Annotated in this window: 12 protein-coding genes; 3 read left to right on the top strand and 9 right to left on the bottom strand. The window is 63.9% G+C overall.

The window, feature by feature from the left end:
* Window position 1 precedes the first annotated feature (1 nt).
* Complete coding sequence (recQ, locus tag Q5H93_RS07450; RefSeq protein WP_305005879.1) at window positions 2-2,209, bottom strand: DNA helicase RecQ; 2,208 nt, start codon at window positions 2,207-2,209, stop codon at window positions 2-4.
* Window positions 2,210-2,381: 172 nt separating this feature from the next.
* Here recQ and Q5H93_RS07445 point away from each other — a divergent pair, with 172 nt between their 5' ends.
* Together Q5H93_RS07445 and Q5H93_RS07440 are read left to right on the top strand one after the other, a co-directional pair.
* Window positions 2,382-3,401 carry a KpsF/GutQ family sugar-phosphate isomerase gene (locus tag Q5H93_RS07445; protein ID WP_305005878.1) on the top strand — a complete coding sequence of 340 codons (1,020 nt, stop codon included), beginning with the start codon at window positions 2,382-2,384 and terminating at the stop codon, window positions 3,399-3,401.
* 165 nt (window positions 3,402-3,566) lie between these two features.
* Window positions 3,567-4,649 carry a mannose-1-phosphate guanylyltransferase gene (locus Q5H93_RS07440; protein WP_369810994.1) on the top strand — a complete coding sequence of 361 codons (1,083 nt, stop codon included), beginning with the start codon at window positions 3,567-3,569 and terminating at the stop codon, window positions 4,647-4,649.
* 231 nt (window positions 4,650-4,880) lie between these two features.
* Here Q5H93_RS07440 and rlmB read toward each other — a convergent pair whose 3' ends face one another.
* From rlmB to Q5H93_RS07415, 5 genes are all read right to left on the bottom strand, one after another.
* On the bottom strand, window positions 4,881-5,960 hold the full coding sequence (rlmB, locus tag Q5H93_RS07435) for a 23S rRNA (guanosine(2251)-2'-O)-methyltransferase RlmB (protein WP_305005877.1): 1,080 nt from the start codon (window positions 5,958-5,960) through the stop codon (window positions 4,881-4,883).
* On the bottom strand, window positions 5,906-7,153 hold the full coding sequence (locus Q5H93_RS07430) for a GWxTD domain-containing protein (protein ID WP_305005876.1): 1,248 nt from the start codon (window positions 7,151-7,153) through the stop codon (window positions 5,906-5,908). The genes rlmB and Q5H93_RS07430 overlap by 55 nt, the downstream gene beginning before the upstream one ends.
* A 114-nt stretch (window positions 7,154-7,267) precedes the next feature.
* Entirely contained in the window at window positions 7,268-8,332 is a 1,065-nt protein-coding gene (locus Q5H93_RS07425; RefSeq protein ID WP_305005875.1) for an HNH endonuclease signature motif containing protein, read from the bottom strand.
* Window positions 8,333-8,376: 44 nt separating this feature from the next.
* Window positions 8,377-9,369, bottom strand: a complete 993-nt coding sequence (locus tag Q5H93_RS07420) for a hypothetical protein (RefSeq protein WP_305005874.1) — start codon at window positions 9,367-9,369, stop codon at window positions 8,377-8,379.
* Window positions 9,370-9,432: 63 nt separating this feature from the next.
* Complete coding sequence (locus tag Q5H93_RS07415; RefSeq protein ID WP_305005873.1) at window positions 9,433-9,735, bottom strand: hypothetical protein; 303 nt, start codon at window positions 9,733-9,735, stop codon at window positions 9,433-9,435.
* Window positions 9,736-9,888: 153 nt separating this feature from the next.
* Between Q5H93_RS07415 and Q5H93_RS07410 the strand changes: the two genes are divergently transcribed.
* Window positions 9,889-12,966, top strand: coding sequence for an SBBP repeat-containing protein (locus Q5H93_RS07410; RefSeq protein WP_305005872.1), 3,078 nt, complete (start codon window positions 9,889-9,891; stop codon window positions 12,964-12,966).
* Between the two features lie 110 nt (window positions 12,967-13,076).
* Here Q5H93_RS07410 and Q5H93_RS07405 read toward each other — a convergent pair whose 3' ends face one another.
* The 3 genes from Q5H93_RS07405 to Q5H93_RS07395 all read right to left on the bottom strand — a co-directional run bounded on the left by Q5H93_RS07405 (window position 13,077) and on the right by Q5H93_RS07395 (window position 21,708).
* Window positions 13,077-17,741, bottom strand: coding sequence for a beta strand repeat-containing protein (locus Q5H93_RS07405; protein WP_305005871.1), 4,665 nt, complete (start codon window positions 17,739-17,741; stop codon window positions 13,077-13,079).
* A gap of 153 nt (window positions 17,742-17,894) precedes the next feature.
* Window positions 17,895-20,882, bottom strand: coding sequence for a glycosyltransferase family 117 protein (locus tag Q5H93_RS07400; RefSeq protein ID WP_305005870.1), 2,988 nt, complete (start codon window positions 20,880-20,882; stop codon window positions 17,895-17,897).
* A gap of 187 nt (window positions 20,883-21,069) precedes the next feature.
* A complete protein-coding gene (locus Q5H93_RS07395) occupies window positions 21,070-21,708 on the bottom strand; it encodes a T9SS type A sorting domain-containing protein (RefSeq protein WP_305005869.1) in 639 nt (212 codons plus the stop codon).
* Window positions 21,709-21,942 lie beyond the last annotated feature (234 nt).

The raw sequence follows: 21,942 nt of genomic DNA, 5'->3' as shown, positions 1-21,942 counted from the left end.
CCTAATTTGCCACCTCGCTGATAAACTTAATCCGCACCAGCCGGAGCTCTTCTTCGGTAAAATCGTCGGTGCCCAGGTCCTTCAAGGCCACCGCAATGTTGTCGGTGCTGGCGTTCATGAAGTAGTCGTAGATTTCCTCCTGCTTGTCCTCATCCACCATGTCTTCGAGGTAGTAATCGAGATTCAGGCGGGTGCCGGAGTAGCAGATGTGCTCGATTTCCTCCATCAGCTCGCGCATGTCGAGGCCGCGGGCCTGGGCAATATCCTCCAGCATCATCTTCTTGTCGATTTGCTGGATGATGAAGATTTTATTCTTCGAGCGGTTCACGGCCGACTTCACCACCACGTCCTCGGCCGTGACGATGTCGTTGTCTTCCACGTACTTCTTGATGGCCGCCACGAACGGCGCGCCGAACTTCTGCGCCTTGCCCTGGCCCACGCCCGACACGTGCGTCAGGTCGTGCAGCGTGGTGGGGTAGGTGGTGGCCATTTCCTTCAGGCTCGGGTCCTGAAAGAGCACGTAGGGGGGCAGGTTTTTCTGCTTCGCCACCTGCCGGCGCAGTTCTTTCAACTGGCTGAACAATACTTCGTCGTGCCCGGCGGCGTGCTGCACTTCCTCCTTTTCCTCGTCAGCCTTCTGCTCCTCCTCAAAGTTGTGGTCTTTGGTGAGGGTGATGGAGCGCGGGTTTTCGATGAAGTCAATGCCGCGGTCGGTGATGCGTACCAGCCCGATGCTGTCGATGTCCTTCTCCAGAAAGTCGTTGAGCAGGCACTGCCGCAGCACCGAGTGCCAGAACTGCGCGTCGCCCAGCTCCTTGCCCTGCGCGTACACCGGCAGGCCGTTGTGGCCGTAGCTTTCGATGTGCGGGTTGGTCAGCCCCATCAGCACCTGTCCGATATGGTCGAGGTTGAAGCGGGCTTCGGTCTGCACCACGGCGCGCAGGGCCAGGCCCACGGCCTCTTCGCCCTCAAACCGCTCCTTGGGGTGCCGGCAGTTGTCGCAGAAGCCGCAGTCGGTGTCCAGGTTTTCGCCGAAGTAATGCAGCAGCTGCCGGCGGCGGCACACCGCGCTTTCGGCGTAGTTGGTCATCTCCTGCAGCAGCTGCCGGGCGTTGTCGCGCTCGGTCACGGGCTTGTCCTTGCTGAATTTTTCCAGCTTCAGAATGTCGTCGTAGCTGTAGAACATCAGGCAGTCGCCCTCCAGGCCGTCGCGGCCGCCGCGGCCGGTTTCCTGGTAGTAGCCCTCGATGCTTTTAGGCGCATCGTAGTGCACTACGAAGCGTACGTCGGGCTTGTCGATGCCCATGCCGAAGGCAATGGTCGCCACAATCACGTCGCAGTCCTCGTTGAGAAAAGCATCCTGGTTGTCAATGCGTACCTGCTGGTCGAGGCCCGCGTGGTAGGGCCGTGCCCGGATGTCATTCACCCGCAGCAGCTCTGCAATTTCCTCTACCTTCTTGCGGCTCAGGCAGTAGATGATGCCCGCCTTGCCCTTGCGCTGCTTGATGTACTGAATGAGCTGCTTTTTGGTGTTGTGCTTGGCGCGCACCTCGTAGTAGAGGTTGGTGCGGTTGAAGCTGGTCTTGAACACCGAAGCGTCGTCCATGTGCAGGTTTTTCTGGATATCCAGCTGCACTTTGGGCGTGGCCGTGGCCGTGAGGGCGATGATGGGAATGTTCGGCCCCAGATGGTCGATGATGCCGCGAATGCGGCGGTACTCGGGCCGGAAATCGTGGCCCCACTCCGAGATGCAGTGGGCCTCGTCGATGGCCACGAAGCTGATGTTGGAGCGCTGCAGAAACTCAATGGTTTCGTCCTTGTTGAGGCTTTCGGGGGCCACGTAGAGCAGGCGCACCTCGCCGCTCACCACGTCGCGCTGCACCCGCTTCATCTCGCTTTTGGTGAGGGTCGAATTGTACACCTGCGCGTTCACGCCGAACGCGCCCAACTGGTCCACCTGATTCTTCATCAGCGCGATGAGCGGCGAAATGACGATGGCCGTGCCCGGCACCACCAGGGCCGGCAGCTGGTAGCACAGGCTCTTGCCCGCGCCGGTGGGCATTATCACAAATGTGTTGTGGCCCGTTAGGACATTCTTGATAACGGCTTCCTGCGTTCCCCTGAACTGGCCGTAGCCAAAAACTTCCTTAAGCTTGTGTTTCAGGTCGGCAGCAACTTCGGCGGTTGCTTCGAGGACGGGTAGCGGCATTGGACGGAACTAAAGTAAGTGGCTTGCAGAAGCAGGACTAAACGAAGATAAGCACGAGCCGTCGTTTTCAACATGAAAGCGAAATTTTTTTCTTAACAGACCCGGGAAAGTTCCCCCGCTCCGCAATCCAGTAGTTTTCCCCGAATTTTGCGCCCTCAACCCCGCTCTTTCGATGGCTTCTTCCTCTTCTTCGGCTGCTGCGGCAGCATCCGCCGCGCCGGCCCCGGCCGTCAACGTGCTGGCCATTGCCCGGCAGGTATTGCACGCCGAAGCGGCCGCGCTGCACGACGTGGCCGAAGCCATTGCCGCCACGCCCGACTTCGCGCGCTGCGTCACGGCTATTCTGGCCCTGGCGGGGCGGGTGGTGGTCACGGGCATCGGCAAAAGCGCCCACATTGCCGGTAAAATCGTGGCCACGCTCAACAGCACTGGCACGCCCGCCCTGTTTATGCACGCCGCCGATGCCATTCACGGCGACCTGGGCATGATTCAGCCCGGCGACTTCGTAGTGGCCATCAGCAAAAGCGGCGACACGCCCGAAATAAAGGTGCTGGTGCCGCTGCTGCGCCGCAAGGGTGTGCCGCTGGCCGCGCTGGTCAGCAATGCCGACTCTTACCTGGCCCGGCAGGCCGATTTCATCCTCCACGCCCCGGTGCAGAAAGAGGCCTGCCCCAACAACCTGGCCCCCACCACCAGCACCACCGCTGCGCTGGCCCTGGGCGACGCCCTGGCCGTGTGTCTGCTCGAAAGCCGCCAGTTCACGGCCGCCGATTTTGCCCGCCTGCACCCCGGCGGCACCCTCGGCAAGAAGCTCTACCTCAAAGTAGGCGACCTTAGCCGCCAGAACCAGCGCCCCCAGGTGCGCCTCGACGCTACCCTGAAAGAGGTATTGCTGGAAATTTCCGGCAAGCGCCTCGGCGCCACCGCCGTGCTCGACGCTGCCGACGCCCTGGCCGGCATCATCACCGACGGCGACCTGCGCCGCATGCTCGGCAGCTTCTCCGACCTCGAAAGCCTGCGCGCCAGCGACATTCTCACGCCCCAGCCGGCCACCATCGACATCGACGACTTTGCCGCCGAGGCCCTGGCCCGCATGCAGCAGCGCAACATTACGCAACTCGTGGTGACGGAGGACGGCACCTTCGCGGGCTTCATTCACCTGCACGATTTGCTGCGTGAGGGACTGGTGTAGGTGCTGGGCTGGTGAAATAGTAGGGTGGTGAGTAACACCAACCGGCGGCCAGTTCGGCTTTTCGGTGCAATTTTGTATTCTTGAATTCTCTGTAAAACAATGCCGGACTGAGGTAAGAGCTTGCTTTATAAACTCACCACCTCGCCATTTCACTAGTTTACCATCTTGCAAAGCACTTATCTCATCGTGATGGCCGGCGGCATTGGCAGCCGCTTCTGGCCCTTTAGCCGCACCAATCATCCCAAGCAGTTTCACGACGTGCTGGGCGTGGGCCGCTCCATGCTCCAACTTACCGTGGACCGGTTTGCCGGCATCTGCCCGCCCGAAAACGTGTTTGTGGTGACCAACCGCGACTATACCGACCTGGTGCAGGAACACCTGCCCGACCTGCCCGCCAACCAGATTCTGGGCGAGCCCATCGGCCGCAATACGGCGCCCTGCATCGCCTACGCCAGCTACCGCATTGCGCAGCGCGACCCCAAAGCCACTATTATCGTGACGCCCGCCGACCACGCCGTGCTGCGGGAAGACGAGTTTCGCCGCCTCATCCGCATTGCCGTAGAGGCTGCCCGGCAAGATGACGTTCTCATTACGCTCGGCATCAAGCCCTCGCGCCCCGATACCGGCTACGGCTACATCCAGTACATGGACGACCAGAGCCTGCCCGGCGGCCAGCTGCACAAGGTGAAAACCTTTACCGAAAAGCCGAATCTGGAGCTGGCCAAGATGTTCATCGACAGCGGCGACTTCCTCTGGAACTCCGGCCTCTTCGTGTGGCGCGCCGATGTGATTGTGCACGCCCTGCACCAGTACCTGAGCGATATCGCCGAGGTATTTGACGAAGGCGCCAACCAGCTGGGCACCCCGCAGGAAGAAGCCTTCATCAGCGAAGCCTACTCGCGCTGCCGCAACATCAGCATCGACTACGGCGTGATGGAAAAGGCGGACAACGTGTACGTGCTGCCCGCCGACTTCGGCTGGAGCGACGTAGGTACCTGGGACTCGCTGCACCGCATCGGCGAGCAGGACGAGAACAACAACGTGGTAAGCGGCGACGTGCTGCTCTACGACACCAGCGGCTGCGTCATCAAAACGCCCTCCGAGCGGCTGGTGGTGGTGCAGGGCCTCGAAGATTACATCGTGGCCGAGTACGACAACGTGCTGCTCATCTGCAAGCGCTCGGAGGAGCAGCGAGTGAAGGACTTCGTGGCCGATGTGAAGGCCAAGAAGGGTGCCGGGTATAATTAAGAACGACAAACTCCCCTCCTGCCAAGGAGGGGATGTTTTCGCGCAGCAAAAACGGGGGTGGTTAGGCCGTCAGCGCCGTTAGAACAAAACCCGAACAACAAAAAAAAGGCCGTGAAGCACTTCGCTTCACGGCCTTTTTGATTAGTGGCGCAACCGGCGCGGCAGGCCTAACCACCCCCGTTGCGCCTGCGGCGCAACATCCCCTCCTTGGCAGGAGGGGAGTTTATCGTTCTACTCCTCCGTGGTCACGCGCTGGCGGGCTACCTCAAACAGCATAATCCCGGCGGCTACGCTCACATTCAAACTCTGAATCTGGCCGGCCATCGGCACTTTCAGCTTCACGTCGGCCAGGCGCAGCAGCTCGGGCGAGATGCCGTCTTCCTCCGAGCCCATGAGCACGGCCACGGGGCCGGAGAAATCGATTTCGTGGGCGCCCACGGCTTCGTCGGCTTTTTCGGTACAGGCCACTACCGTGATGCCGCTGTCTTTGAGGAAACGCACGGTGTCGCGCAGGTCCTTTTCGCGGCACACGGGCAGCAGGTTGAGGGCGCCGGCGCTGGTTTTGAGGGCGTCGCCGTTGATTTGGGCGGCGCCGTGGCTGGGCACCACCAGCGCCTGCACGCCGAGGCACTCGGCGGTGCGGGCAATGGCGCCGAAGTTGCGCACGTCGGTGATGCGGTCGAGCAGCAGCAGGAAGGGCACTTTACCTTCCTCAAACAGCGTCGAGACGATGCTATCGAGCGGGGCGAAGTCGATGGGCGACACGAAGGCCACCGCGCCCTGGTGGTTTTTGCGGGTCAGGCCGTCGAGCTTCTCCACCGGCACCAGCTGCACCTGGATGCCGGCCGCGCGGGCCAGCTCCGAGATGTCGGACACGAGGCTGTTCTTGGTGCCGCGCAGCAGGAAAATCTTTTCCAGCGTGCGGCCCGCATTCAGGGCCTCCAGGATGGGGCGCAGGCCGAAGAGCATGTCGATACTGCGGTCGGCGGCGGGCTTGTGGTTGAAGCGCGGGCGGTCGTCGCCACCCCGGCCGCCGCGGTCGTCGCGCTCGCGGAAGGGCGGCCGGTCGCCGCCGCGGTCGGGCCGGTCGTTGCCGAAGCGGCGCTCGCTACCCTCGGGCTGGTTGTCGGAGCCGCCGCGGCCGCGGGGGCGGGCGGGGCGGTCGCTGAATTCATCGCCCAGGCCGGCCTGGCGGTCGGGCCGGAACTGCTTGGGCGTGACTTGCCGGTTTTGCGAGTCGTAAAAACGGCGGCCGGCTACCGGTTTCTGGGTGCGGCGGGGGCGTTCGGGGCGGTCGAGGGGGTTCTCCATTGCTCTACGGCGGCATACCAGAGCAATTCGTACTCGGGGCGGCGCACTAATTCGTGATAATCGGGGGCAAAGGTACTCGGCTTGGGCCGGAAGGTGAAGGTAACCGGTCCGCCGTCGCGGCTGGCCTCGGGATAAAACCAGCGTTCCTCGCCGTTAGCCAGCCGGCGCACGCTGGGCGGCGGGCCCAGCACGGTGTAGAGCAGGCCCATATCGGTGAGCGAGCCGGGCTTGTGGGCGGCGAAGAGGTCGTTGGCGGCCGTCACGCGGCCGTAGTAGCGGCGTATCAGCTCCTTGCCCAGGGTTTTGTTGCCCTTGGCGATGTCGAGCCAGAACTGGTCGACGGCCCGCTTGGGCTCGGCGGCGCTGCTCAGTGCCTGCCGCTCCTTGCTGGTAGTGAGGAAGCGCAGCGGCTCAATTAATTCGGGGGCGGTGACGAGGGCCGGATATTCATTTTCGGCGGCCAGCACGGCCACCGTGCGGCGCGGCACGCCCCCCGCGCCGCCCACCCGCAGCGCATACAGCCCCGGCTGCCCGAAGCGAAACAGCTGCCCCGGCTGGGCCGTGGCCGAATCGAGAATCGGCAGCACGCGGGGGCCGGCGGGCACAGTGCGCGGGTCGGTCATGGGCGGCAGGGCGGGGGCGGGCTTGAGGTCGTAGCGCGTCCAGCGTACGGGCTGCATCAGCCCGAAGCTCTCGACGCCGAAGACCTCCGTGGTGCGCACGTAGGAGCGTAGCAGCGGCAGGCCCAGCGTATCGGTGAGCACGAAGGGCCGGGCCAGCCGCTCGGGCGTAAGGGTAAGCCAGGCCGTGCGCTCAGCGGGCTGGTAGCCGCCGGGGGCTACCTCATTGCCGATTTGAATTTGCAGCACGGTGCCGGCGGGCAGCTTAGTGATGGGCAGGCAGAAGCTGAGCAGCGTCTCACCGCCGGGCAGCGGGCGCGGGTGCCAGCGGCGGCGCGGCAGGCTGTCCTGCCACTGCGGCTGCTTGGCTTCATAAGCGGGCCAGGCGGTGAGCAGCAGGGAACGGCCGGGCGTGAGGCGCGTGTCGGCGGGCACTTGCAGGTAGAGGCGCAGGCTGTCGGCCTCGCGGCGGGTGTCGAGGCGCAGGCGCGGCTGGTCGCGGTAGAGGCCGGCGAAATCGGGGCGCGGGGCGGCGGGCAGTAGCGCCAGCAGCGGCAGGAGCAACAGGAGCAATAGGGGCAGAAGACGCGGCATAGGTTCTAAGCTACGGGAAAGTAGGGAAGGGGGCTAACGAAAAAGCCGGTTCGCGTAATGCGAACCGGCTTGCATTCCGGTGTGCAGATTAAACTACGAAACCCGTATTTTGCTTATTTCGACTTTACTGCCGTCAATGGAAAACACAAAAAGGGTTTTCGTTTGACTAATAAGCTCAGTGTTGCCATAGTGCATCTGTCGATGGTGATTTGCACAAAGAGTAATAATATTGGCTAAACCTAGTCCACCCACAGTAAGGCCTGAAACGGGAGTGACGTGATGCGTTTCAACGTATGGAACACCATCTCGCTTTAAAAAGCCAATTGGATTCAAGCCCAATGCTTCACACATCAGGCATTTATGGCCGGTCAGGCTTTTAACTTTGCCAGCAATGGCACCTCTCTCGATGAAAGCCGAAACTCTTTCCTTCACTTGAGGACGTAGCTTTTGCATCTTCCTCTCCAATTCGGCTATGCCAGCAAGGGAGTCTGCTTCCTTGTTCTCAAGAAAATCATGAGCCTCTCCTCCATCAATGAGTTCGTTGAAGAAGTCAATGTCTGTCGGAAATTTTCTGACTAAGGTTGCCAGCTTGGTATTAGCCGGATTTAGCCTGACTGCTGCCAACAAGATATTGAATACATTGTCGGAATGCAGATAATTGAAACCCTGTTTCGAAATCAACTTGCCTATTGGCAATAATTTATCATCGATGACACTTCGGTCATCGATGACCACTGGATTCTGAAAGTAAATGATGTTGTCGACATGAGCACGAATGTTTCCTCCATCATAAGTCTTGAAAATGGGATGCTTCGCTTCGCGCTGCGCCCAGCCGATTTCAGGAAAGCCATAGAGGCCTACAATGCACTTTCTGTTCTGATGGCGGTAATCAGAGCTTAAAAAGAAAATTGCGCTGACATACTTGGAGTTCTCTTTATCCGGAGTCCTGTTCAGTATAGGCGAATAACCGATATAAGAGCCGTCCTCTTCAGCCGGATAAATCTCATGACCAAAATTGATGCTTTCGTGTTCGTGCGCATTCTCCTTAACAAAGTCGTACTTCGCCTTGGCTAAGTCTGCAGCGCTGGGGTCTTTTGTCCAACCATTGCTATTCCATGCGATGGATGTTAGGATGCCGAAGTTTTTGATGACTTCCATAATGAGTCCTGTTGTAAATTGAAGGCTAAGGTATGTGCCTCAATCTACTCCGTCACCACCCGCCGCACCTGCACCGTCGCCTGCCCACCGCTTTCGCCCACAAACTGCACCGTCAGGTACCGCGCCGTCGCCGGCCCAATGTCGGCCCGCATCAGCACCGTCACGGCCCCGGCCGGGCACAGGCCCGGTGTCGTCTGGGCCCCGTCTTTCTGCGCCATCCACAGCAGTAAGTCGTTGGCCGACTGGTTTTCCACCGTCAGCGTGTAAGCTGCCCCATAGTTCGTGTTCGCCAGCCGCACCGGCTGCCCATCGCCCACCGTCAGCGGCAGCGTGCGCACCAGGCGCGGCTTGGTATCCACGGGCCGCTTCTTCGACGCCACCACCCGGCGCTTGTTCGCCGTCGTGAACGCCGCATGCAGCGCCGGCCATTGAAAGTTCTTGTCCGTATCGGTGCGCTGCCCCTTAATCAAGCTCTTCATCACTAGCAGCACGGCGCTTAGCTGCCGCAGCAATTCCGGCAGCGCCAGCGTAGCCAGGCGCGGGGCCGCCTTGGCACTGGTCTTGGTATCATCCGCCTTCTCAAAATCATCGGCTGCATCAGCCGGGGCCTGAATCACCGCATCCGTCAGCCGGTACAGCTCGCGCACCGTTTGGGGCAAAGCCTGCACCTTCGCCACCAGCTCGCGCACATGGTTCACATCCTCGTCCGCATCGCCGTAGCGCACGTCGGCATACGTCAGCGTAAACGCCTGCTTCAATCCCAGCTGCTTCGTATCCAGTGCATAGCCCACCGCCCGCGCCGACAGCACATCCGTCGCCACCGCCATTTTCTCCCGCTGCAGCTCCTTGTCCGTCGTCGCCGCCGTCGTGTTCGTATCCTGCGTTTCCGTCTTGTCCTTAATGGCGTCCACCAGCTCGCCCCGCGTCACATTGGCGGCCTTCAGCGGCGGAAAATCATTCAATTCTTTCGTGTAATCGGCCACCGCCAGGCCCACATCGTGGCCGCTGTTATAGATGGCTGTTTCTTTCGCGTTCATGAGGTAAACAGTTGTAAGGGTGAATAGATGGCTGAAATGTACTACGTTCTTACCATATTCTCCCTACCCTCCGCTATTCCAACCCCACAAATCAGCAAACAAACCCCCAATCAGCGCAATACCCCCGGTTTTGCTCCCCAAAAAACTGTCCAGCGTCCCCGTGGCCTTGTCCAGCCCGCCCGAGGCATCGTCCAGCGCCCCCGTGGGGTTGTCCAGCCCATCCGAGGCATCGTCCAGCCCGTCCGGGAGGCAGTCCAGCATCTTCGCGACACCGTCCAGCACACCCAAGATGCCGTCCAGCGTCCCCGCGACGTAGTCGAGCACGCCCGAGGAACAGTCGAGCGCCTTCAGGACGCAGTCGAGCAAAACCCAGAAGGCCGGTCCGCCCCTCGTGCGCGCCGGCCGGTTACCGTAGTATGGTAAGCCCGCCGTTTGCGGCGCCTGCCCGGCCGCCACCGGGCAGCCTCACTGTGGCCCGCCTGTAGTACCTTGTGCACTTATCCTTTCACTGCTTTTCGCATGAGCAAAAGTATACTTTCCGCCGGCCGTTGGCTATGGGCCCTGCTGGCTATCTGGAGCGTATTGCTGGCCCCGCCCGCCCGGGCGCAGGGGGCCTTCACCCGGGCCGAGCGGTTTGGCGAAGGCGCCAGCGGCGGGTGGGGGCAGGGCAACCAGCTGGCCGTCGACTCGCAGGGCAATACCTACGTGGTCGGGGCCTTCCAGGGCGACCTGGTGTTTGGCTCCACCCAGCTCACGAGCCGCCCCAACCAGCCCGGCACCTTCCTGGCCAAGATGAGCCCGGCCGGCAGCTGGCTCTGGGCGCAGGCCATCGGCACCAGCCCGAACGACGAGCTGGCCGACGTGGCCCTCGACGCCAACGACAACGTGTACGTGGCCGGCACCCTGGGCGCGGCCGGCGCCACCTTTGGCAGCACCGTTCTGCCGGGCGGCGGGGCCTTCGTAGCCAGGCTTAGTGCCGCCGGCAGCTGGCAATGGGCCCGGCAGGGCACCGGCGGCCGCAGCCGCAGCGTGGCCGTGAACCGCGCCGGCACCCGCGTTGCCGTGGGCGGTAGCGTCATCGTTAGCGCCACCCTGGGGCCCACCACCCTGGCGGCCACCCCCACGGCCAGCGCCTTTGTGGCCCGCCTTGATGGCAGCGGCAGCTGGCAGGGCGCCACCCTGGCCGGCGGCACCGCCGCCACCGCCCTGGCCTTCGACGCGGCCGACAACGTGTACCTGCTGGGCGCGACGCCCGGCCTGTCGGCGTACCCGACGGCTACCTTTGGCACCATCAGCGTGCCGCTGAGCGGGCAGTCCAACCTGCTGGTGGCTAAGCTGAGTACCGGCGGGAGCTGGCAGTGGGCCGTCGGCAGCCAATGCGCCTACACCTGCGCCGGCAGCGCCCTGGCGGTCGATGCCAACGACAATGTGGTTATCGCGGGCCATTTTGCCGGCAGCAGCGTGCAGCTGGGCAGCATCACGCTCGCCAATTCCAACCCCAACAACATTGCCTTCCTGCAACCCACCAACGATATGTTTGTGGCCCGGCTCAGCCCTGCCGGGGCCTGGCAGTGGGCCCTGAAAGCCGGTGGCCGGGGCACCACCACGATGGGGGGCATCCAGAAAACCGACACCCAGGCGCGCGGCCTGACCCTCGATGCCGACGCCAACATCTATGTGGCGGGCTATTACTACGGCTACCCTGCCTACTTTGGCCCCCACATGCTCTCGACCACCACCGGCAATTCCTTCGTGGCGCGGCTGTCGGCGGCCGGCGCCTGGGACTGGGCCACCAACAGCGGCGACTACAGCCAAAGCATTGCCACCGGCCCCGGCGGCACCCTGAGCCTGACCGGCTACCTCAGCAACGACGATGCTACCTTCCGCCCGCTGCCCCTGCAGCTGCTGGGCGAGCGCGACGTGCTGGTAGCCCAGCTCGATACCAGCGGCACCTTCCGGCGGGCGGGCAGCGCCACTGGCTTCGGCGAAAGCCGGCTGAGCGCCATCGGCAGCGATGCGGCCGGCAACACCTACCTCACCGGGTATTTCAAGCGCACCATCACCCTGGGCGCCATCAGTCTGCGCAGCGCCGGCTATTCGGATGTGGTGGTGGCCAAGCGCGATGCCGCCGGCCGCTACCTCTGGGCCGTGCGGGCAGGCGGCCAGTTCGACGACCGGGGCCGCGACGTGGCCGTGGATGCTGCCGGCAACGTGTACTTCACCGGCGACTTCAACAGCCCCACGGCCACCTTCGGCCCCGCCACCCTCACCACCACCAGCGTGCCCAACAGCTACACCGAAAGCAATATCGTAGTAGCCAAGCTCGACCCCAACGGCAACTGGCAGTGGGCGCGGCAGGCCGGCGGCAACAGCTACGACAGCAACGACGAGGGCCGCAGCCTAGCCGTCGATAGCCGCGGGGATGTCTACCTCACGGGCTTTTACTCGGGCACTACGGCCGCTTTCGGGCCCGTTGTCCTGGCCGCCAGCCCCGTCGGCCGTAAGGTATTCGTCGCCAAAATCAGCACGGCCGGCACCTGGCGCTGGGCCGTGCGCGGCGGCTCCACCAGCTCCTCCCCGTTCGATGCCGGCACGGCCATCGCCGTCGCGCCCAACGGCACGGCCTACCTCACGGGGTATTTCTCCAGCCCGGCGGCCGCTTTCGGCCCCATTGCCCTGCTCAATGCTAACAATGGCACCGGCTCGCAGGGCTACACCAATGACGCCTTCATCGCCCGGCTCGATTCGGCCGGCACCTGGGAATGGGCCGGCAGCTGCGGTGGCCCCGGCGCCGACCAGGGCACCGGCATTGCCCTCGATACCAATGGCGACCTGCGGGTTGTGGGCACTTTCAGTGGCACCGCTACCATCGGCCCCGTTAGCTTAAGCTGCCCCAGCAGCAACCTGTTTGTGGCTAAAATCGGCGCCAACGGCGCCTGGGACTGGGTGGTGAAGGGAGGAGCTACCAGCCCAGCCACGCAGTATGAGGCAGATATGGGAAGCGATGTTGCGTTGGACCCTCAGAACAATGCCTACGTCACCACCGGAGTTACCAGCAGCCAGCCAGTGTTTGGCAGTTTTACTTTACCGCCAACGATATATGGCACGCTGGTGCTGGCCGTGCTTGATGCTGCTGGTAACTACACCAACGTAGTGTCGGGCGGGCAGTACGTATTGGATGGCGCGGGGCTACTCGACCGCGCCGGAGTGGCCCTCGGCCGGGATAATGTGGTGTACGTAACGGGTACCACCTATGGCCCAACGCTCACCATCGGAGCCTCCACGGTGCCGGGCAGCGGCACCAGTGGCTACAGCGGCTTCATTGCCCAACTGGGCACGGTGCTCACCAGCACCCAGGCCCCGGCGGGCACCGCAGGAAGCCTCTGGCCCAACCCGGCCCACGGCCAAGTACAGATAGCGGGCCTGCCGCCCGGCCAGCCCGTGCAACTGCTCAATACCGTAGGACAGCTGCTAACTCAGGCCGTCATGCCGGCCCACGGGCCGCTCCAGCTCACGCTGCCAGCTCATCTCGGGCCCGGGCTCTACCTCCTACGTAGTGCCAGCGGCGGCCAGGTGCTGCGTCTGATGGTAGAGTAAGCTCCTGGCGGCCGCGGCCGGGCTGGCAGTTGAATAAGTGAATCCAAACCAAAAACGGCCGGCCCGCACCCCGTGCGGACCGGCCGTTTGCCGTTAAATCAACTTGGATGCTACTCCACCACCAGCCGCCGCGTGGCCCGCTGGCCGCCCGCCGCCAGCTGCACGGCATATACGCCCGGCGCCAGCCCGCGCAGGTCCAGCGCCACCTGCTGGCCACTCACCGCCACCGAGCGCACCGTCTGCCCCAGGGCATTGAGCAGCGTCAGCCGTGCCGCGCCCAGCCCGGCCGGCAGCAGCACCGTGGCCGCGTGGTGGGCCGGGTTGGGGAACAGCCCGAAGCCCTCGGCTAAAGAAGAAGCGGCCGTGCCCGTGAGTACCACCACCGCCGCCGCCGAAGCCGCCGACACGCAGCCCGCCGCCGAGGTCGTCGTCACCGAGTAGCTGCCGTTGGCCGGGGCCTGGAAGTTCACGCCCGTGGCCCCCGGAATGAGCACGCCGCCCACGTACCACTGGTTGCCGCTGACTGCGCTGCTACTTAGCAGCCCGCCGGCGGCCTGGGTGATAGTGGGCGTGGCGGGCAGGGCCTGCACCAGCACGGCCACTGTCGCCGACTGGCCCGCGCAGCCCGTGGTCGTGCTGGTGCCGGTCACGGTGTAGCTGCCGCCCGTCGTCACGCGGATGCTGGGCGTGGTGGCGCCGGTGCTCCACACGTAGGTATCGGCCCCGCTGGCCGTCAGGCGCACGCTGTCGCCGGCGCAGAAGCTGAGCGGGCCGCCCGCCGCGATGGTCGGCCGGGGCACCGCCGTCAGCGTCACCGGCACGGCCGTGCGCGGGTTGGGGCAGCCCGTGCCCGCCGCGCCAAAGTCGATAGCCACGTAATAGGTGGTAGCCGCGCTCAAAGGCGGGGTGGTAAAAGTGGCCCCGGTGCCCAGCACCGCCGTGCTGCTGGCCGTGGCAAACCACTGGTAGGTACCGCCCGAAGCCGGGGCCCCGCTGGCCGTGAGGGTGAGAGCCGAACCCGCGCAGCCTGCCACCGCCGCCGCCGTGGGCGGATACGAAATGCATAGCAGCCCCGCGCTGGCCGTGCCGCCCGAAGTGCTCAGCACCAGCTGCCCCGACGTAGCCCCCGCCGGCACCACAAACGTGAGCGAGCCCTGCGTGAGGCTCACCGATACACCGGTCAGCGGCACGCCATTGAGGGTAACGGTAGTGCCGCCCACCACGAAGTTGGTGCCCGTGATGGTAACCGTGGCGCCCACCGTCGTGACGGGCGGCGAGAGGCTGATGACGGTGGGGTTGGGCAGGCCGCGGCCGCTCAAGTTCACGGTATAGGCGCCCAGGGCCGACGTCAGGGTGAGGGTGCCCGTCCGGGCCCCGGCCAGGGTGGGGGCGTAGGCCACGCTCACGGTGGCCGTGCCCCCGGCCGGCACGGTGGCAGGCACCGCGCCGCTCAGCACGAAGTCGAAGCTGGCACTCACGTTGGTCAGCGTCAGTGGCGTGCTGCCGGGGTTGCTCAGGGTGAAGGCGACCGGGGCCGAAGTGGTGCCCACCGGCACCGGGCCGAAGTCGTAGGCTAGGCCACCGCTGGGGTAGGGGGTGGCGCCCTGCGCCACCTCCAGCCGCGGCCCCGGCAGCAGCAGCACGAAGCCCGCGCTGGTGCCGCCCGCGCCAGTCACGGTCACGGGCCCGGTGAGGGCGCCGGCCGGCACCACCACGCCCGTGAGCAGGGTGCCGCCCGCGTTGCCCACGAAGCCCGTGGTCACCGTCAGCGGCCCGCTGGGCCCGGTGAAGGTGATGCTGGTAATGCCGTTCAGGTTGGTGCCCGCGATGCTGATGGTGGCGCCCGGCGCGCTCGTGCCCGGCGTGAGGGCCGTAATCACCGGCTCCGGCGCATCATTGAGCCGCGCAATGAAATACGGGTAGCTACCCGCTCCGCGCTCCATTGTCAGCGTGCCGAAGGTGGGCGGCTGGGCGTTGAACAGCGGCGGTGTGAAGGTGATGCCGCCCGGCACGCTCACCTGCCCGCCCAGGTACACGTTGGTGCCGACCACGGCCACCGTGGCCGCGTAGTCGTTGCCCTCGGGGCCGTTCAGCTGGCCCTCGTCGCTGCCGCCCGCCACGGCCCAGCCATCGGCCGCAGCGCTGCCCGTGTCGGTGAAGCGGGCCAGGAACACGTCGGTTTCGCCAATCTGCGTGATGGTGCTGCCGGCAATGGTGGCCGTGTTGCCCTGCGAACCGTTCAGGAAGGTGCCCGAGAGGTACACGTAGCTGCCGTTCACCGCAATGCCCGTGCTGATGTCGCTGCCGGTGCCGCCGCCGCTGCGCGCCCAGCCGTTGGCCACGGTGCTGCCCTGGTCCACGTACTTGGCCACAAACAGGTCATCGCTGCCAGCACCGGTCAGGGCCACGCCCGCCACCGTCGTGCCAAAGGTTGAGCTGAAGCTACCCGTGAGGTACACGTTGGCGCCACTCACCGCCAGCGCCCGGGCGCGCTCGTAGTTGCGGCCGCCGGCGCTCACGGCCCAGCCGTCGGCCACGGTGCTGCCCTGGTCTACATACTTGGCCAGCACCACGTCGAAGCTGCCGGCCCCCGGCAGCACCACGCCCGCAAACGAGGCCGCCCGCTGGCTGTCAAACGAGGCCGTAAGGTAAACCTGGTTGCCGTTGGCAGCCACGGCCCCCGCCCACTCACCACCGGTGCCGCCGCCGCGCACGGCCCAGCCGCCAGCCCCGGCCAGGGTATACTTGGCCAGGTAGATGTCGGTGCTGCCGGCAGACGTGGGCAGGGCCACCCCGGCGGCCGTAGCGCTGCCCGTGTAGGTGCCCGTCACGTACACGCCGCTGGCCGAGGCGGCCAGGCTGCTGGCCAGGTCGTCGCCGCTGCCGCCCAGGCCCGCGGCCCAGTCCTCGCTCACGCTGCTGCCGTTGTCGGTGTAGCCGGCCACGAAGCCGTCGGTGCTGCCCGCGCCGGGCAGGTTGGTGCCGGCAATGCGGCAGCCCTGCCCGCTGGCAAAGGTGCCCGCCACGTACACCCTGTTGCCCACCACGGCCACGCCGGTGGCCTCGTCGTTGCCGAGGCCGCCGCCGCGCACGGCCCACAGCCAGTCGTTGGCCGCCGGGCTCCACTTGCCCAGAAAGATGTCGTTCTGTCCGCCCCCGCCCACGTTCGTGAGCAGGGTGCTGCCCAGGGCCAGTTGTCCCGAAAACAGCCCAGCCACCAGCAGGTTGCCGTCAGCATCGGGGGCGATGGCATTCACCTGCGAGCGGCCGCCTTTGTTGGGCGTGCGCAGGTCGCGCCAGGCCCCGGTGGCGGGGTCGAGCCGGCCCAGTACCCCGGCATTCATGGTCGCCAGCAGGGTTTGGTTGGGCCCGAAAGCCACCACGCTGCTAGGGTTGTTAAACGCGATGTAGAGGTCGGTAGCACTGGGGGCTACGGCGTAGGCCTCATCGTTGAAAGTGCTGCCGAAGCTTCTAGCCCACTGCCCGGCCCCGGTGTCGGCGGCGTAGCGGGCCACGTACACGTCCAGCAGCCCGGCCGAGGTCAGGGCCACGCCGGCCACGCTGGGCGCCGGCTGCGTCGAGGGGCTGAACGTGCCGATGGAGTAGAGCTCGTTGCCGCGCAGGGCCAGGAATTTTACCTCGTCGGCGCTGCCGCCGCCGTCGCGCACGGCCCACACGGGCGTCGCCGTGCTGCCGGTGTCGCTGAAGCGGGCCAGCAGCGCATCCTGGTTGCCCGCAGCCGTGAGGGTGGTGCTGCCCATGGTCAGGGTGCTGGCAAACTCGCCGCCCAGGTAAATGTCGCTGCCCTGCACCAGCAGGGCGTGGCCATATTCTTCGCCGGTGCCGCCCACCTGCGTAACCCAGGCGGTAGTGCCCGCGTCGGTATATTTCGCCAGGAAGAGGTCGCGGGTCTCAATGTTACCGGTGCGCACGGTGCTGCGTAGCGTCACACCCGCAATGCTGGCCTGACCTACGAAGTCGCCGGTGATGTACACGTTGTTGCCGCTCACGGCCACCGCCCCGCTGGTTTCGATGCGGGTGCCGCCGCTGCGCCGGGCCCAGCCGAGTGCCACGCTGCTGCCATTGTCGGTGTACTTCACCAGAAACACGTCGCTGGAACCCGCCGATACCAGCGAGGTCCCGGCAAAGCGGGCCGTGCCCGAAAAGGAGCCCGTGAGGTACACGCTGTTGCCGCTCACGGCCACGCCCCGGCCCGCGTCGGCTACGGGACCGCCGCCGCTCACGGCCCATACGCCGGTAGCGGTGCTGCCCGTGTCGGTGTATTTTACCAGAAAGGCATCCGCTTCGCCCGCGCCCGGCAGTGCCGTACCCGCAAAGGTGCTGCTGGCATTGCTGGTAAACGTGCCCGATACGTAGACGCTGCTGCCGTTCAGCGCCAGGCCCGTCACGTCGGTCACGTTGTAGCCGCCATCCCGAATGGCCCACAGCCAGGTGCTGGTGCTCGGCCGCCACTTGGCCACAAACAGCTCATTATTGGCCCGGCTGGCCAGCCGGTGCGTCCCAAAGGTCACCTCAAAGTTGAAAATTCCGGCTACCAGCACGTCGCCATTGGCATCTACCGCCGTGGCCCTGATGGTGGAGCTGGTTGCCCCCCGCGGCTGGTACTGGTCGTAGATGAGCTGCTGCCACTGGGGCACCTGCGCTCGTGCGGCGGGGGCCGCCAGCAGCCCGCCAACGGTGATAGCAGCCACCAAAACGGCCAGCCGCGTCAGCGTGGCGCGTATTTCAAGAAACGAGGAGTAGAACACTTGCATAAAGGAAACGGATGCTAAATACTTGGTAAAGATACAGCCGCTAGCACGCATCATTTCATAAGCAACTGTATTAAAATGAGCTTGCCGAACAACAAAACGGCCGGCCCGCGTGGTGCGAACCGGCCGTTTGCCATTATTCAAGCAGCCGAAAGGCTACTGCGGATAATACTGCTGCATGAGCTTCACTGCGCGCTCCGAGCGGGGCTTGTCGCCGGCCATCTCGGCGGCGCGGTACACGCTTTGCAAGCCCAGTAGCCACACGCGCTGGTCGTCGTCGAACAGGCCGGCGTCGGGGCGGGTGGCGTAGTAGGCCAGCATCTGCTCCGAGCGCTTGGTCATGGTGTCCATCAGCTCGTCGGCCTTGGCTTTTTCGCCGCCGGCCACCAGGGCGGGCACCAGCAGCGGCGAGTAGTAGTCGTAGGGGATGGCCTTGTCGGGCATCACTGCCAGGCATTTATCGGCTACTTCCTTGGCCTTGGCCGTGTTGCCTTCATCGAGGTACGACTGGGCCAGGCGGGCAAACTTGTCGCGGTAGTTCGAGGGGAAGCGCAGGTTGTTCTCGTCGTAGAAAATGCTGGCGTCAGCCAGCCCGCGGTAGCTGAAGTCCTTCATCAGGCGCTTATACAGCAGGTCTTTCTCCACGAAGCCCTCGTCCGAGCCGCGGGGGTCGTAGTTGGGGTCCTTCAGCGGCAGCAGGCGGTAGGCCATGCCTTCCAGCTGGAAGTAGGGCTGCAGGTTCATGTAGTCCTGCGGGGCCACGGTGCTGCTGAAGTAGATGGGCCGCTTCCAGTTGTTGGTCGCAATCATGTCCAGAATCACCAGGTTCTTCTTCTCGATGGCACGCTTGCCCATGCTCCACTCCATGCGGGGCACCAGCTGCCCGGCGCGGTCCTTCGGGATGATACCCAAGCCTTTCACCGCCGTCGTGTCGATGGGCAGGAAGAAGTTGGCCGTTGGGAACGACATCATGCTGCTGCCATCCTGCGACTGCGCCTGCAGCAGCATGCTGTTTTCTTTCACCAGGCCGATGAACTGCTTGAGGTCCACATTCTGCACCTGCGCGTTAGGCACGTAGGGCAGGTAGTCGTTGGTACCCTGAATGTAGTTGGCATCGTCCATGCTGATGGGCAGCGGCTGCGACAGGTACGCGCGGCGCTTCATCTGCTGGATGTACCAGTCGGTGTTGAGGTACGAGAGCACGGCCACGCGCACGTCGGTGCGCACGCCCTCCACCTCCTGGGCATACCACAGCGGGAAGGTGTCGTTGTCGCCGTTGGTGAACAGAATGGCGTTCGGGGCGCAACTGTTGAGCAGGTTCTTAGCCGAATCCACCGAGTTGTAGCGGTCCGAGCGGTCGTGGTCGTCCCAGCCCTGGGCCACCAGCAGGCCGGGAGCCAGCAGGCCCAGCAGCACGCCCACGGCAGCGCGCAGGCCGTCCGATTTCACCACCTTGCCCAGCACGTCGGCAATGCCGAGCACGCCCAGGCCAATCCAAATGGCAAAGGCAAACGTGGCCCCGGTGAAGGTGTAGTCCCGCTCGCGCGGCTCGCGCGGCGGCTGGTTGAGGTAGATGATGATGGCCAGGCCCGTGAGCAGGAACAAAAGCCCCACCACGAAGGCATCGCGCGAGTCGCGTTTGCTTTGGAACCACAGCCCAATGAGCCCCAGAATAAGCGGAATGGCGAAGAAGTTATTGTATGACGGGCTCTCGGCAATGCGCGCCGGCAGGTTCTTGTTGTTGCTCACCGGCGTCACCACGCCCGCTTGCTGGATGTCGGACTCGCGCCCCACGTAGTTCCACATGAAGTAGCGCCAGAACATGTGCCCCATCTGGTAGCGGAACAAGAACGACAGGTTTTGGCCCATCGTCGGCTTCACGCCCTCCTGGATATCAACCCACTTTTTATACTCCTGAATGTGGCTGGGCTCGTAGCTGTACAGGCGCGGCAGCAGCATTTTATCCTCGTCGGCGTAAGTGTATTCCGGCGTCGGAGGCAGCTCTTTGTAGGTGCCGGCCTTAGGGTCGCGGGCGTAGCGCTTCGAGCCCACTTCCTGCCCGATGGGCTGGGCGTTGAATTGCGGGCCGTAGAGCAAGGGCCGCGAGCCGTACTGCTCGCGCTTGAGGTAGCTCACGAACGAGAGCACGTCCTCGGGGTTGTTCTCGTTGATGGTGGGGTGGAACGAGCTGCGAATCGGCACGATGAGGTAGCTCGAATAGCCAATCAGCACGAACACCAGCGACAGCATCGCCGTGTTCAGCAGGCGGCTGTTCAGCCGATAAGACAAGCGGAACCCAAACCAGATGGCCGCCCCAAACAGCACCAGGAAAATAAACAGCCCCGAGTTGAACGGCAGGCCCACAGTGTTGATAAAAAACACCTCGAAGCTGCCCGCCAGCGACGGCAAACCGGGGATAATGCCCACCAGAATGATGCCCACAATGGCAAAGCTAACCGCCAGCACTATCAGGCCGCCTTTCAGCGTCGGCGTCTGGTTGCGGCGGTAGTAGTAGATGAAGCCCAGCGCCGGCAGCGTCAGCAAATTCAGCAAGTGGACGCCAATGCTGAGGCCCAGCACGTAGGCAATCAGAATGAGCCACTTGTCCGAATCAGCTTCGTCGGCGTGGGCTTCCCATTTCAGCATTATCCACACCACGGCCGCTGTGCAGAGGGCCGACATGGCGTACACCTCGCCCTCCACGGCGTTAAACCAGAAGGAATCCGAAAAGGCAAACGACAGCGCCCCGACCACGCCCGCGCCCAGAATCTGCAGGCGCTGGCCGATGGTGGGCTCGGCGTGCTCGGCCACCAGGTCGTGCCCACGCAGCACCAGCTTGCCCGCCAGCCGGGTGATAATCCAGAATAAAAACAAGACGGTAAACGCGCTGCTCAGGCCCGACAGGGCATTGATGAGCGGGGCCACCTTGGTCACGTCGCCAAACGAGAGCAGCGACATCATGCGGCCCAGCAGCAGGAAGGTGGGGGCGCCCGGGGGGTGCGGCACTAGCAGCTTGTAGGAGCAGGCAATGAACTCGCCGCAGTCCCAGAACGAAGCCGTGGGCTCCAGGGTGAGCAGGTAAGTGGCAGCGGCAATGGCAAAGACCAGCCAGCCGACCAGATTATTCAGGGTTTTGAAACGCATACCGTACCCGCCGTTAAGCAGCAGGCCAAGAAAAATGGGTTAATAAATCAGCTAATGGGCAAAAGTAACTAGTAGCCCGCAAGGTATCGGCAGCTACGTTGCCCGCCCGCCTACTTTGCTACAGCCCATAAACACGAAAAGCAGCCCGGGGGCTGCTTTTCGATTCTTGCAATCAAGTGTTTCGCACTTAATTATTCTGGAGTATCAGGCGTTTCGTGCTCATTACTTTGTCGTTCACCAGCACGCTGTAAAAGTACACCCCCGACGGCAGGTCACTCAGGTTAATTACCTGCCCGTTGGCCAGCAGCTCCGGCTTCAAAGCTACCGAGCGTACTTCCTGCCCAATCACGTTGTTCAGGCGCAGCTTCACGTCCTGCCCCGGGCGCTGGCTGATTTGCAGCGTCACTTGCCCCTTGCTGGGGTTGGGGAAGAGGTTGAGCACCGGGGCCGTGAGGCGGGCATCGGCGGTGGCAGTTACAGCCGTCACAATCAGCGTACCCGTCTGGCCGGAGTGGGCCGTGCAGTGGAATGCGTAAGTGCCGGGCGTAAACGTGTTCGGGGCAAACGTCTTGGTGCGCGAGTTGGGGTTCATCGGGAAAGTGCTCCAGGCGGCCGGCGAACTGTCCGACATGGTCGGGTGGCTGCTATTGCCCGTTGGATAGCTGAACACCAGTTGGTCGTTGGCAGCCATTGTGATGGTAGAGGTGCCATCGGGCCCCCGGTAAAAATTGTCGCCCACCGTGATGGTGACCGTGCCGGCCAAGGCCGAAACCAACGAGCTAGCCGCTAGTAAAGTGGAAAGAATAAGCTTAGTAAAAAGGCGCATGGTTGAAATGCAGGAGAGAATGTCAGATTAAGAAAACGAGCGGCGGTGAGGTAGCTCGTGGATTGGCCTTTTGCAAGCACCGTGCCGGGCCGCAAAACCGCCGCGCAACCAACGAAAACGCGCCGCAATCGGATTGATAGACCCAAAAAAGAGCCCAACCGTTGCTTTGCTAATGCCAACTCGGCAGTAACGCTGCTTCGGTTGCCTGCAAGCTAGAGCTTTTTTCAGGCAGAT

Source organism: Hymenobacter aranciens (assembly GCF_030580865.1).
Classification (GTDB): Bacteria; Bacteroidota; Bacteroidia; order Cytophagales; family Hymenobacteraceae; genus Hymenobacter; species Hymenobacter aranciens.
Note: the sequence above shows the minus strand (reverse complement) of the source record. Positions and strands in the feature narration are given on the sequence as shown.

Excerpts from the sequence above, each read along its gene's own strand:
- recQ (WP_305005879.1), bottom strand. The coding sequence starts at position 2,209 with ATGCCGCTACCCGTCCTCGAAGCAACCGCCGAAGTTGCTGCCGACCTG.
- Q5H93_RS07445 (WP_305005878.1), top strand. The coding sequence starts at position 2,382 with ATGGCTTCTTCCTCTTCTTCGGCTGCTGCGGCAGCATCCGCCGCGCCG.
- rlmB (WP_305005877.1), bottom strand. The coding sequence starts at position 5,960 with ATGGAGAACCCCCTCGACCGCCCCGAACGCCCCCGCCGCACCCAGAAA.
- Q5H93_RS07425 (WP_305005875.1), bottom strand. The coding sequence starts at position 8,332 with ATGGAAGTCATCAAAAACTTCGGCATCCTAACATCCATCGCATGGAAT.
- Q5H93_RS07420 (WP_305005874.1), bottom strand. The coding sequence starts at position 9,369 with ATGAACGCGAAAGAAACAGCCATCTATAACAGCGGCCACGATGTGGGC.
- Q5H93_RS07410 (WP_305005872.1), top strand. The coding sequence starts at position 9,889 with ATGAGCAAAAGTATACTTTCCGCCGGCCGTTGGCTATGGGCCCTGCTG.
- Q5H93_RS07405 (WP_305005871.1), bottom strand. The coding sequence starts at position 17,741 with ATGCAAGTGTTCTACTCCTCGTTTCTTGAAATACGCGCCACGCTGACG.
- Q5H93_RS07400 (WP_305005870.1), bottom strand. The coding sequence starts at position 20,882 with ATGCGTTTCAAAACCCTGAATAATCTGGTCGGCTGGCTGGTCTTTGCC.
- Q5H93_RS07395 (WP_305005869.1), bottom strand. The coding sequence starts at position 21,708 with ATGCGCCTTTTTACTAAGCTTATTCTTTCCACTTTACTAGCGGCTAGC.